We start from the raw sequence: 12,604 nt of genomic DNA, 5'->3' as shown, positions 1-12,604 counted from the left end.
GCGGCGGTTTGCTTTTGTGCCCTGCCAGCCTGCCGTGTCAGTGAGGCAGACTTCGAAGAAAAAATGACGGAGTAACCCTATGGCTACCATCCCCATCACCAAGCGTGGCGCTGAAAAGCTCAAGGAAGAGCTGCACCGCCTCAAGACTGTTGACCGTCCCTGGGTCATCAATGCCATCGCCGAGGCGCGTGCCCAAGGTGACCTGAGCGAAAACGCCGAGTACGAAGCTGCCAAAGACCGTCAGGGCTTCATCGAAGGCCGGATCCAGGAAATCGAAGGCAAGCTGTCGGCCGCCCAGATCATCGACCCGTCGGCCCTGGATGCAGGCGGCCGTGTGGTGTTCGGCTCCACGGTGGAGCTCGAAGATGAGGCCACCGGCGATGCCGTGAAATACCAGATCGTGGGTGAGGACGAGGCCGATCTCAAGCAGGGCCTGATCAACGTCTCCAGCCCGATCGCGCGCGCCCTGATCGGCAAGGAAGAGGGCGATGTGGCCGAGGTGCAGGCACCAGGCGGCATCAAGCGCTACGAAGTGGTGGCGGTGCACTACCTGTGATGAGCACCTGGCCTCAGCGACTCCGGGCGCGTCTGCCTCTTTTGCTGGCAGGCCTGTGGTGGGGCAGCCTGAGTGCGGTCGGCTTCATGGTCGTGCCCTTGCTGTTCGCCAAATTGGGCACCCCGGCGGTGGCCGGCGGCATGGCGGCGCATCTGTTCTCTGCCCAGACCTGGGTGGGAACGCTCAGTGGTCTGTTGCTGCTGATGCTGCTGCGCCCGTCGAATGATGGGGGTACTGAGGCACCGGCATGGCCGACGGCCTTGCTGGGCCTGGTGCTGGCCGCCATGCTGTGTGCCTTGGTCTCCGAGTTCGGCGTGGCACCCCGCATCGTGGCCCGAGACAATCTCAAGCTGTGGCACTCATTGGGCAGCGGCTTGTACCTGCTGCAGTGGGTGCTGGTGGGGGTGCTGTTCTGGCGCCTCAGTGGAGGGCCTGGCGAGGCACGTGGGCAAACCACCTGAATGGGTGGTTTGCCGAGCACGCACCGTGTTCACTCGTGCCAGTGATCGGCCACCCAGGTGGCGGGCTGGATGTGGCGAAAGCGCCGGTTGCGGCGGCCCGCCAAGGCGTCAGGCGGGTTGCATTCGCCGTGAAAGATCACCACGCGTGCCCCCTGGGGAACAAAGGGCGCCTTCCAGTAATTGCTGGGCCAGGCGGGAATGCAGTGGTATTTGAAGCTGGGGCACCAATCTGCCGGCCAGTAGGCCAGCTTGCCCTGGCGATGCAGAAAGTCGGACAGGTAGGCCTGTTCGTTGCGGAACTGCTGGCGGATCTGGTCGAAATGGCCTCTGAAGTACGTCAACACGTCCGGGTGCGCCCCCAGCTCGAAGCGGTAGACTGAGGAGTTTCCGGTGATGCGCCACGGGCGCTTGTAGTCGTGGATGATCAGGAACTCGCCAGGCTGGGTGAAAAACGCATCCAGCGAGCCCGTGACGACCACGTCCACATCGAGGAAGAGGGCGGTGCCCCGCAGGCCATGCAGGTCGGCGCTGAAGGTGGCCAGCTTGGTCCAGCCGCGCTCCGGAATGCCGGCAGGCAGATCAAGCGCAGGGATGGACAGGCACTGGACCTCAGGTCGGATGCCGGCCGCATTGTCGGTCAGGCAGACAAAATTGAAGGGGCCGCTCAGATGGCGGCGCACCATGGCGTAAAGCCTGTTGACGTATTCGGGGCCGTATTTCGTGCCCCATTTCATGCAGATGACGTGGCGGTCACCTTTGGGGGTGACCGCCGTGTCGGATACGAGGCTCATGCGCTCAGTCGGCCTGGCGTTTCTTGACCGACGTCTGCTTGGGCTTGGCTCGCTTGACGATGCCACCCGCTGTCAGGCGCTGGTTGCCGAGCACGCGAAGCGTCTTGACCTCGGGCTTGTGGCCGGCGCGCTTGCTGTATTTCAGCACCTTGACGTCGCGTGGGCCGGGCATGCGGTCCTCGTCCTCCGGGCGTTGCTTTTCGGCTTGCGGGCGCCACAGCACCAGCAGCTTGCCGATGTGTTGCACCGGTGCAGCACCGAGGTCGGTGGCCAGGGTCTGGTAGATCTGTTCGCGGTTGGCTCGGTCGTCCGAGAACACCCGGACCTTGATCAGGCCGTGGGCATTCAGGGCGGCGTCCACTTCTTTCTGGACGGCAGGGGTGAGACCATCGCTCCCGATGAGCACGACGGGATCGAGGTGGTGGGCGTTGGCCCGTTGTTCCCGGCGCTCGGCGGGTGTAAGTTGAATTTGGGGCATGGCCGTATTATCGGGCTTGGCCGCCCCTAGAACCAGGGTGACCTGGCGGCCAGGCCGCCGGCAAGGAAACATGAAGATCAAAACGAAGAGCAAAAAGGTCAACAAGGCATGGTTGAACGACCATGTCAACGACCCCTACGTGAAGCAGGCCGCACGTGACGGCTACCGGGCCCGAGCGGCCTACAAGCTCAAGGAAATCGATGAAACACTGGGCTTGATCAAGCCCGGACACCTGGTGGTGGACCTCGGCTCCACCCCTGGGGCCTGGAGCCAGTACGTGCGGCGCAAGCTGTCACCGGCCGGGGCCGCAGTGGGCGAGCTCAATGGCGCCATCATTGCACTCGACCTGCTGCCCATGGAGCCCATCGAAGGCGTGATCTTCATCCAGGGCGACTTCCGCGAGGCCGAGGTGCTGGCGCAGCTCGAGTCCGTGGTGCAGGGCCGGCCCATCGATGTGGTGGTGTCCGACATGGCACCCAATCTGTCGGGGGTCGAAAACGTGGACGCCGCCCGCATCGCCCATTTGATCGAGCTGGCGATTGATTTCGCGCAGCATCACCTCAAGCCTGAGGGTGCGCTGGTCACCAAGGTGTTCCACGGCAGTGGCTACACGCAACTGGTGCAGTTGTTCAAGGAGACCTTCAAGGTGGTCAAACCGCTCAAACCCAAGTCCTCGCGCGACAAATCGTCCGAGACCTTCCTGATCGGCATGGGGCTCAAGAACCCGGGCAAACCGTGAGTCAGATCAAGAAAATCAGGTCTTCCTGCGTCAAAACCCTTGTTTGCCCTATGGCTGCAATCGAGAAATCAGATCCCCTGCCGACTTGAAAGGCCTAAAATGGGCCCCACGTTTCCCTCGTTGACTTACGCTTCTGGAGCCCCGCTTGAATAATCAGTGGTTTTCGAAAATTGCCGTCTGGCTCGTGATTGCCATGGTGCTGTTCACTGTTTTCAAGCAGTTCGACTCGCGTGGTGGTTCGGGTGCTGGCTACGTCGGGTACTCCGATTTCCTCGAGGAAGTGCGTGGCAACCGCATCAAGAGCGCCACCATCCAGGAGGGCCAAGGGGGCACCGAGATCGTGGCCGTCACCACCGACGACCGCAAACTGCGCACCACCGCCACCTACCTCGACCGTGGCCTGGTGGGCGACCTCATCAACAACAACGTCAAGTTCGACGTCAAGCCCCGCGAAGAAGGCTCCCTGCTCATGACCCTGCTGGTCAGCTGGGGCCCGATGCTGCTGCTGATCGGCGTGTGGGTGTACTTCATGCGCCAGATGCAGGGCGGTGGCAAGGGCGGTGCTTTCAGCTTCGGTAAGAGCAAGGCACGCATGCTTGACGACAACAACAACCAGGTCACCTTCGCGGATGTGGCCGGTTGTGACGAGGCCAAGGAAGAAGTCAAGGAAGTCGTCGACTTCCTGAAAGACCCGCAGAAGTTCCAGAAGCTGGGCGGTCGCATTCCGCGCGGTCTGCTGCTGGTGGGCCCCCCGGGCACCGGCAAGACCTTGCTGGCCAAGTCGATTGCCGGCGAGGCCAAGGTGCCTTTCTTCAGCATTTCGGGTTCTGACTTCGTGGAAATGTTCGTCGGCGTGGGCGCAGCCCGCGTGCGCGACATGTTCGAGAACGCCAAGAAAAACGCCCCTTGCATCATCTTCATTGATGAAATCGACGCCGTCGGCCGCCAGCGTGGCGCCGGCCTGGGCGGTGGGAATGACGAGCGCGAACAGACCCTGAACCAGATGCTGGTCGAGATGGATGGCTTCGAAACCAACCTCGGCGTGATCGTGGTCGCGGCCACCAACCGCCCGGACATCCTGGACGCCGCCTTGCTGCGCCCGGGGCGTTTCGACCGTCAGGTCTACGTCACCCTGCCTGACATCCGTGGCCGTGAACAGATCCTCAACGTGCACATGCGCAAGGTGCCCATCGGCCAGGATGTGAACCCCGGCATCATCGCCCGTGGCACCCCCGGCATGAGCGGCGCTGACCTGGCCAACCTGTGCAACGAAGCCGCCCTGATGGCTGCCCGCCGCAATGCCCGCACCGTCGAGATGCAGGACTTTGAAAAGGCCAAGGACAAGATCCTCATGGGCCCCGAGCGCAAGAGCATGGTCATGCCCGAGGAAGAGCGCCGCAACACGGCCTACCACGAGTCGGGCCACGCCCTGATCGGCAAGCTGCTGCCCAAATGCGATCCGGTGCACAAGGTCACCATCATCCCGCGTGGCCGTGCCCTGGGCGTGACCATGAGCCTGCCGGCACAAGACCGCTACAGCTACGACCGTGACTACATGCTGAACCAGATCAGCATGCTGTTTGGCGGCCGCATCGCTGAAGAGGTCTTCATGAACCAGATGACCACCGGTGCTTCGAACGACTTCGAGCGTGCCACGCAGATCGCCCGTGACATGGTGATGCGCTACGGCATGACCGAATCGCTGGGCCCCATGGTCTATGCCGAGAACGAAGGCGAAGTGTTCCTGGGCCGTTCGGTGACCAAGACCACCAACATGAGTGAGCAGACCATGCAGAAGGTCGACTCCGAGGTGCGTCGCATCATCGACCAGCAGTACGCCCTGGCGCGCAGCCTGATCGAAGAGCACAGCGACAAGATGCACGCCATGGCCAAGGCCTTGCTCGAATGGGAAACCATCGACGGCGAGCAGCTCGACGACATCATGGCCGGCAAGGCCCCCCGTCCTCCCAAGGACTGGACGCCTCGCACCCCTTCGGGCGGTGACGGCGGTGGCGGTGGCACCCCCGCTGTGAACACCGAGGCCGCCCCGGCTGCCCCCACTGCGGCCTGAATTTCGGGCGCTGACTTTCCTTGACGCCCTGAGCGTTTCTTCCCAACGGGGCCTTGACCGGCCCCGTTGCCTATTTCGGATCGGCTTTTCTGGATGTTTTGGCAGACTTCGCGTTTTCGGATCGACCTGAGTCGCCCCCAGGTGATGGGCATCGTCAACGTCACCCCCGACTCCTTCTCCGATGGCGGGCAACACGCCACCACGGTTCAGGCCTTGCGCCACGCCGAGCAACTGCTGGCCCAGGGGGCGGACCTGTTGGACATTGGTGGCGAGTCCACCCGCCCGGGCAGCCCTGCGGTGTCGCTGCAGGATGAGTTGGCCCGTGTGCTGCCGGTGGTGCGCGAGGCCGTGCACCTGGGGGTGCCGGTTTCGGTGGATACCTACAAGCCCGAAGTGATGCAGGCCGTGCTGGACCTGGGTGCCGACGTCATCAACGACATCTGGGCCTTGCGCCAGCCCGGTGCGCGTGAGGTCGTGGCCCGCCATCCCAGCTGTGGCGTCTGCCTGATGCACATGCACCGCGACCCCCAGACCATGCAGGTGCAACCCCTGGAGGGCGATGTGATTCCCGCGGTCAACGCCTTTTTGCAGCAGGAGCTGGATCGCCTGCTCGCCCTGGGCGTTGCCCCAGAACGGGTGGTGCTCGATGCCGGGGTCGGCTTTGGCAAGACCGTGGAGCAGAATTTCGCCTTGCTGGCGCGGCAAAGCGAACTGGCCGTGCAGGGGCTGCCCTGGCTGGCAGGCTGGTCGCGCAAGTCTTCGCTGGGGGCTGTGACGCAATTGCCGGTGGAGCAGCGCCTGGTGCCCAGCACCACCGCAGCCGTGCTGGCCGTGGACCGGGGCGCCCGGGTGGTGCGTGTGCACGATGTGCAGGAGACCCGGGCTGCCTTGCAGGTCTGGCAGGCCGTTTGCGACGCCGAAACCCCCCGCATTCAACAAAAGGCCTGAAACCGATCAGGCGAGACAAGGGATAGATATGACACGACAGTATTTCGGCACCGATGGCATCCGCGGCACGGTGGGGCAGGCCCCCATCACCCCCGATTTTGTGCTGCGCCTGGCCCACGCCGTGGGCCGGGTGCTGCGCCAGACCGAGAGCCGGCCCACCGTGCTGATCGGCAAGGACACGCGCATCTCGGGCTACATGCTGGAAAGCGCACTCGAGTCGGGCTTCAATTCGGCCGGCGTCGACGTGGTGTTGCTGGGCCCTTTGCCCACGCCCGGCGTGGCTTACCTGACCCGTGCTCAGCGCGCCAGCCTGGGCGTGGTCATCAGCGCGAGCCACAACCCCTTTCAGGACAACGGCATCAAGTTTTTCAGCGCCCAGGGCGCCAAGTTGCCCGACGCCTGGGAGCTGGACGTGGAAGCGGCACTGCAGGAGGCCCCCGTCTGGGTGGACTCTGCCTCGCTGGGCAAGACCCGGCGCCTGGAGGATGCCGCCGGCCGCTACATCGAGTTCTGCAAAAGCACGTTTCCCAACGAACTCACGCTCAAGGGCCTGCGCATCGTGGTGGATGCCGCCCATGGCGCGGCCTATCACATTGCGCCCAAGGTGTTCCATGAGTTGGGCGCCGAGGTGATTGCGCTGGGTTGCACACCCGATGGTCTCAACATCAACCATGAAGTGGGTGCCACCCACCCGGACGCCCTGGTGCGATCCGTGCGCGCCAACCAGGCCGACCTGGGGGTGGCCCTGGATGGGGATGCCGACCGTCTGCAGATGGTGGATGCGACCGGCCGCCTCTACAACGGCGATGAGTTGCTGTACCTGTTCGCCATGGACAGGCTGGAGCGCGGCCTGCCGGTGCCCGGTGTGGTCGGTACCCTGATGACCAACATGGCGGTCGAGCTGGCGCTGCGCGAGCGTGGCGTTGATTTTGTGCGCGCCAAAGTGGGTGACCGCTATGTGCTCGAACAACTGGAGCAAAAAGGCTGGACCCTGGGTGGCGAAGGCTCCGGGCACCTGCTGGCCTTGGACCGCCACACCACGGGAGACGGCCTGATCAGTGCCCTGCAGGTGTTGCAGGCCTGCGTGCGCGGCGGGCGGACCCTGGCGCAGTGGTTGGCCCCCGTCACCTTGTTCCCCCAGACCCTGGTCAATGTCCGCTTGCGGCCGGATCAGACCTGGCAGAACAACGAGCTGCTCAAGCAGGCCATCGCCCAGGCTGAGGCCGCCTTGGCCGGTCAGGGGCGGGTGCTGATCCGCCCCAGTGGCACGGAACCGTTGTTGCGTGTGATGGTGGAAGCCCGTGACGCTGGCCTGGCCAGTTCCTTGGCCCATCAGATGGCCGACGCGGCGCGGGCCGGCTGAGGCTGGGGGGCGGCCCCTCTTCTCCGCTCAGGCCAGTGTTCAGCCGGCGGTGACCACCCGTGTCTGGTGGTGTTGCCTGACAAATGTTTCAAAGGCGTCGGCCGGCAAGGGGCGGCTGAAGTGAAAGCCCTGGATTTCCTCGCAGCCTTCCTCGCGCAGAAAGTCCATTTGCCACGCGCTTTCCACCCCCTCTGCCAGGGTCAGCATGTCCAGGGCCCGGGCCATGCTGATGATGGCACGCACGATGGCCCGGTCCTCAGGGTTGTTCTGCAGGTCGTTGATGAAGGATCGGTCGATCTTCAGCTTGCTGACCTGGAAGCGCCTGAGCTGGCTGAGCGATGAATAGCCTGTGCCAAAGTCATCGATCAGCAGCCGGATGCCTTGGGCATGCAGGCGGTCCATGATCTGACTGGCCCCCGCGGGGTCGTCGAGTGCCACGCCCTCGGTCAGCTCCAGCCCCACCAAGTGGGGGGCGACCCCTGCCTCTTCGACCACCCGCCTGACCAGCTCCGGCAACTGGGGCTGGCGGAACTGGACCGCCGACACATTCACGGCCATGCTCAGGGGGGGCAAGCCCCGATCGATCCACTGACGCAATTGGCCCAGCGCCGTGCGCAACACCCATTCCCCCAAGCCCAGAATCAGCCCGCTGTCTTCCGCAATCGGAATGAATTCGGCGGGCGAGATGCTGCCCAGCTCCGGGTGATTCCAGCGCATCAAGGCCTCTGCGCCCACCACTGCACCGCTCTTCAAGTCGAGTTGGGCTTGGTAGTGAACGCTCAACTGTCCGCGTTCCTGCGCCCGGCGCAAGGCGTTCTCCAGCATCAGGACCCGATTGGCATCGGCCTGGATGGCATCGGTGAACAGGCAGTATTGATTGCGCCCGCTGCGCTTGGCCCGGTACATCGCGGCATCGGCACGTTGTTGCAGGGCCTGGAAGTCGGTGCCATGTAGAGGGAACAGGGCCACGCCGATCGACAAGGTCACGTTGAGTTCATGCCCCCCCGCGATGAAAGCCTCGGTCGCCAGGTCCAGCACCGCCTGAGCGAGTTTCTGGGCCTCGGTGGCCTGGGCCTGACCAATCAGCAGCACGAACTCATCGCCACCCAGGCGGGCCACGGTATCGGGCTCAGGGATCAGGTCGCGCAGGCGGTGGGCAAATTCAAGCAGCAGTTGGTCTCCGATACCGTGGCCCAGCGAGTCGTTCACGTTCTTGAAGTGATCGATGTCCAGGAAGAAAACGGCAAAGCCCTGCCCGGTGCGCCGGGCCGTGTTCAAGGCCGCCTGGCTTCGTTCCTGCAGCAGTGTCCGATTGGGCAATCCGGTGAGGGGGTCGAAGTAAGCCAGGCTTCGGATGCGTTCCTCGGATTGCTTTTGCTGGGTGATGTCGCGGAAGGCCGCAATGTAGTGGCTGGTCTGCCCTTGGGGCGCCACCAGGCTGCTCACCGACAGCCACTGCAGATAGCGGCTTCGGTCTTTGCGCTGGTTCCACGCCTCACCTTCCCAATGGCCTTGCAGGTGGATGGCGTTGCGCACCAGGTGCACGAAGTTGTCGTCCTCGCGGTGGGCGGCCAGCAACTTGGCTGGCCGGCCCAAGACCTCATGGCGCGCGAATCCGGTCAGCCTGCAAAACGCCTCGTTGACCATCATGATGCGTTCCGTCGCATCGGTCACCACGAAGGCATCGCTGCTGAGCTCAAACACCTTGGCCGTCAGGCGCAGCATCTCCTGGTCCATCTGCCGGCGCGTGACGTCCCGCACCATGGCCACAAAGCGCGGCGTGGTACCGGCCGACACGGCCAATCTCGCCACGGAGAGCTCGAATTCATGAGGGACATCCGCATGGTGCAGCACAAATTGATGGCCGCCGGACCACCCCTGCCGATGGGCTTGCTCCAGCGCACGCATCACCTCCTGGCTGGCTTGCGCATTCAAGGTTTCCTGCAGGTGGCGGCCGACCACCAGTTTGGCGTGAAGAACACTTGCTCCATGCACAGGCACCTGGGCACCCAGGCAGAGGCCTTCCAGGTCGAACTCGAACATCGGGTCTGGCACGGCCTGAAGCGTGGCCTGAAGATGCTGTTTTGCCGCCTCGATCTCGGCCGTGCGCGCAGCCACCTGGGTCTCCAGCCAGCGTTCCTGCAGCCGCTGGCGCGTGAGCAGGTACACCAGATAGCTCAGCAGCATCGAGACCAGGGTGGCGCCCAATCCGTGGATCAGCTGATTCAGGGGCGATGTCCAGCCTTCTGAGGGGCTGACACTGAGGTGCCATTGGGCGTTGGGCAGTGCAATCGTCCGTTCGACAGCTTGATCCAGCAAGCCGAGCCCCCCCTGCGCGATCACCTGCCTGGCACCCGTGTCCGGCACGGTACGCCACAGTCGGTAGACGAAGCCGCGTTCGCTCAAGCGGGGCAGCTGGGCCAGATCCAACACCGGCTCGAGCCGGATGGTCACATTGGTAAAGCCCCAGAAACTGTCATGACCCAGGCCATCCGGCAGGAACACCGGCAGCCGGCCCACCACACCAATGCCCCCTTGCACCAGGTTCAGCGGCCCGGCCATGCTGAGCTGCCTGGACAGTCTGGCCCGCCGGGCTTCGTCGCGCTGCTGCGGATCTTCCAGCGGGTTGAAGCCAATCGCGCGCTCGTTGCCCGCCAGCGGCACGACCTGGCTGATCCGCCCCCCTGGCCCCAAACCCAGCATCGTGACCCCGGGATGGAACTTCAGCAGCATCTCCCCTGTGGCTTCGAACTGGGGTACCTGGCCCTGGCTTTGCTGCACCAGCGCCGCCAGCGCGTAGTTGGCGGCCAGCGCCTGCTCCAGTGTGTGCTGCAAGGCCTGGGCGTGGTCATTGGCCAGGTCGGACACCCGGGCCACGGCTTCGCTTCGTTGGTGGCGCTGCAAGACCTCGACCAGGGCCAGGCAGGCCGCCATGGAAACCAGGAAGGCCAGCAGGGCGGCGGTCCAGGGTTTCACGGAGGGCATGGCGCAAGGGTGGGGGGTGATCTGGTTCGATTATGCCGCTCGTCCCAGGCGCCAGGCCGCCCAGCCTGTGCGCCCGTGGCTCGTGGGGGCGCGACGTCGGGACGATGTCACGGTTTTGCCATCCCCATGACATGACCCGGTCACGCCGGCTGAAGAGACTCCTGCACAGAGCAGCTGGCTGCCCGTTCCCTGGTGTGACCCGGATCGGCGCCGAGCTTGCAACGGTGGGGCGGGCCAGCTTGGCGGCCCCTTTCAGCATTCGGCGTGCGGCTGACGAGATGCGGCCCCGCCTGTCAGTCGCCCAGGAGCCCATGATGAAAGAGTTGCCCAACCCGACCTTCCCGCTGTCGCCGATTGCCTTGCCTCGGGGGTCGCTTCATCGAGGCGACCACTCAGCTGAGCGCCCGCACGGCGCTGCGGATGCGGCAACTGGGCGCGGGGGTGTTCAGGTTTCGTGGGCGCGACACCTCGACGAAGTGCGCGAAGCCCAGCGTCTGAGGTTCGACATCTTCGCCGGTGAGATGGGAGCCCGCCTGGCCACCTCGGTGCCGGGGCACGATGTGGACCTGTTCGATGACTACTGCGAGCACCTGCTGGTGCGCGAGCAGCACAGCGGCAAGGTGATCGGCACCTACCGCGTGCTGACCCCGGTGCAGGCCAAGCGCATCGGCAGCACCTACAGCGACATGGAGTTCGACCTGACCCGCCTGCGCATGCTGCGCTCGCGCATGGTCGAGCTGGGCCGCAGCTGCGTGCACCCTGAGCACCGCCAGGGCGGGGTGATCATGGCCTTGTGGGGCGCCCTGGCCGAGTTCATGGTGCGCAACCAGCTCGACACCATGATCGGCTGCGCCAGCATCCCGATGCTGCACAACGGTGTGGTCAGCGGCGATGCGGCCGCCAGCATCTGGCGCCAGTTGCGCGAGACGCACCTGGCCCCCATCGAATACCACGTGCTGCCCCGCCTGGCCCTGCCGGTCGAACAGCTCGATGACAGCCTGCAGATCGAGCCGCCGGCGCTGATCAAGGGCTACCTGCGCCTGGGCGCCAAGGTGCTCGGTGCACCGGCCTGGGACCCCGACTTCAACACGGCCGATCTGCCCATGCTCATGCGCATCTCCGATCTGCCGTCCCGCTACCGCAAGCACTTCCTGGGTGTCTGATGAGAACCAGCTTCGAGGCGCTGAACCAGTGGGCCACCCAGGGCCCGCCCGTGGAGGCCGAGGCCGACCCGGGGGGTGAAGAGGGCCGCAACCGGGTGCGTGCCGTGTTCATTTCGGACCTGCACCTGGGCACCCCGGGCTGCCAGGCCGAGGCCCTGCTCGACTTCCTCAAGCACCATCCGAGCGACACCCTGTACCTGGTGGGCGACATCATCGATGGCTGGCAGTTGCGGCGCCGCTGGTTCTGGCCCCAGGCCCACAACGATGTGGTGCAGAAGCTGCTGCGGCGTGCCCGCAAGGGCTGCCAGATCATCTTCATCCCTGGCAACCATGACGAGTTTGCCCGGGGCTTCGTGGGCCATTCCTTCGGTGGCATCGAAGTGGTCGAGCAGGCCATCCACACCACGCTGGACGGGCGCCGCCTCTGGGTCATCCATGGCGACCATTTCGATGGTGTGATCCAGTGTGCCAAGTGGCTCGCCTACCTGGGCGACAACCTCTATGAGTTGCTGCTGCGCCTGAACCGCCACCTCAACAACCTGCGGGGCCGCCTGGGGCTGCCTTACTGGTCGCTGTCGGCCTACCTCAAAGGCAAGGTCAAGAAGGCCCTGAACTACGTGATGGACTTCGAGGTGGCCGTGGCCACCGAGGCGCGTCGCCGCGGCCTCGATGGGGTGGTGTGCGGGCACATCCACCGGGCCGAGATGCGCACCATCCAGGGCACGCTCTACTGCAACGATGGCGACTGGGTGGAAAGCCACACTGCTTTGGTGGAGCACTTTGACGGCCGGCTGGAGTTGGTGCACTGGAACCCCAGCCTGGGCCAGCCGCACGGGTCGGCGATCAAGGCGCTCAGCGTTTGAGATCGTCAACCATTGATAAAGTGGAACCCATCGGTCGAAAATCGACTTGTCATGCATTTGTCATCAAAAGGCCGGACTCGGTATGAATAATGTTGGCGACCTGTTCCTGCCCTGCCGGGTCGGCGGGTTGCCTTCCGGCTGAGTGCCGCCACCCGGCGCCTGCCGGCATGCTTGTCTGAGGTTTTT

Annotated in this window: 11 protein-coding genes; 8 read left to right on the top strand and 3 right to left on the bottom strand. The window is 64.5% G+C overall.

What is annotated here, in order from left to right; genetic code table 11:
• The first annotated feature begins 79 nt into the window (after window positions 1-79).
• Window positions 80-556, top strand: a complete 477-nt coding sequence (greA, locus tag L880_RS0129780) for a transcription elongation factor GreA (RefSeq protein ID WP_019573227.1) — start codon at window positions 80-82, stop codon at window positions 554-556.
• Window positions 556-1,017, top strand: a complete 462-nt coding sequence (locus L880_RS0129775) for a DUF4149 domain-containing protein (protein WP_043331025.1) — start codon at window positions 556-558, stop codon at window positions 1,015-1,017. Before greA ends, L880_RS0129775 begins: the two co-directional genes overlap by 1 nt.
• Window positions 1,018-1,046: 29 nt before the next feature.
• On the opposite strand, the gene L880_RS0129770 is transcribed toward L880_RS0129775, so the two are convergent.
• Both L880_RS0129770 and L880_RS0129765 read right to left on the bottom strand, forming a co-directional pair.
• Window positions 1,047-1,808 (bottom strand): hypothetical protein, encoded by a 762-nt coding sequence (locus tag L880_RS0129770; RefSeq protein WP_027478702.1) that lies wholly within the window; start codon window positions 1,806-1,808, stop codon window positions 1,047-1,049.
• Between the two features lie 4 nt (window positions 1,809-1,812).
• A complete protein-coding gene (locus tag L880_RS0129765) occupies window positions 1,813-2,286 on the bottom strand; it encodes a YhbY family RNA-binding protein (protein ID WP_027478701.1) in 474 nt (157 codons plus the stop codon).
• A gap of 70 nt (window positions 2,287-2,356) precedes the next feature.
• On the opposite strand from L880_RS0129765, the gene L880_RS0129760 reads away from it, so the two are divergent.
• The 4 genes from L880_RS0129760 to glmM all read left to right on the top strand — a co-directional run bounded on the left by L880_RS0129760 (window position 2,357) and on the right by glmM (window position 7,407).
• Window positions 2,357-3,025, top strand: coding sequence for an RlmE family RNA methyltransferase (locus tag L880_RS0129760; RefSeq protein WP_027478700.1), 669 nt, complete (start codon window positions 2,357-2,359; stop codon window positions 3,023-3,025).
• A gap of 145 nt (window positions 3,026-3,170) precedes the next feature.
• Window positions 3,171-5,096 (top strand): ATP-dependent zinc metalloprotease FtsH, encoded by a 1,926-nt coding sequence (gene ftsH, locus L880_RS0129755; protein ID WP_027478699.1) that lies wholly within the window; start codon window positions 3,171-3,173, stop codon window positions 5,094-5,096.
• A 93-nt stretch (window positions 5,097-5,189) separates the two neighbouring features.
• Window positions 5,190-6,044: a dihydropteroate synthase gene (gene folP, locus L880_RS0129750; RefSeq protein ID WP_027478698.1), complete on the top strand. Its 855-nt coding sequence runs from the start codon at window positions 5,190-5,192 to the stop codon at window positions 6,042-6,044.
• Between the two features lie 28 nt (window positions 6,045-6,072).
• Entirely contained in the window at window positions 6,073-7,407 is a 1,335-nt protein-coding gene (gene glmM / locus L880_RS0129745) for a phosphoglucosamine mutase (protein WP_027478697.1), read from the top strand.
• Window positions 7,408-7,446: 39 nt separating this feature from the next.
• On the opposite strand, the gene L880_RS33960 is transcribed toward glmM, so the two are convergent.
• Window positions 7,447-10,392: a bifunctional diguanylate cyclase/phosphodiesterase gene (locus L880_RS33960; RefSeq protein ID WP_043331023.1), complete on the bottom strand. Its 2,946-nt coding sequence runs from the start codon at window positions 10,390-10,392 to the stop codon at window positions 7,447-7,449.
• A 314-nt stretch (window positions 10,393-10,706) separates the two neighbouring features.
• Between L880_RS33960 and L880_RS0129735 the strand changes: the two genes are divergently transcribed.
• Together L880_RS0129735 and L880_RS0129730 are read left to right on the top strand one after the other, a co-directional pair.
• Complete coding sequence (locus L880_RS0129735) at window positions 10,707-11,555, top strand: GNAT family N-acetyltransferase (protein WP_027478696.1); 849 nt, start codon at window positions 10,707-10,709, stop codon at window positions 11,553-11,555.
• Window positions 11,555-12,418 carry a UDP-2,3-diacylglucosamine diphosphatase gene (locus tag L880_RS0129730; protein WP_027478695.1) on the top strand — a complete coding sequence of 288 codons (864 nt, stop codon included), beginning with the start codon at window positions 11,555-11,557 and terminating at the stop codon, window positions 12,416-12,418. The genes L880_RS0129735 and L880_RS0129730 overlap by 1 nt, the downstream gene beginning before the upstream one ends.
• Window positions 12,419-12,604: the final 186 nt, after the last annotated feature.

Origin of the sequence: Curvibacter gracilis ATCC BAA-807 (assembly GCF_000518645.1) — a bacterium.
Taxonomy (GTDB): domain Bacteria; phylum Pseudomonadota; class Gammaproteobacteria; order Burkholderiales; family Burkholderiaceae_C; genus Curvibacter; species Curvibacter gracilis.
This window is presented reverse-complemented; position numbering and strand designations above follow the sequence as displayed.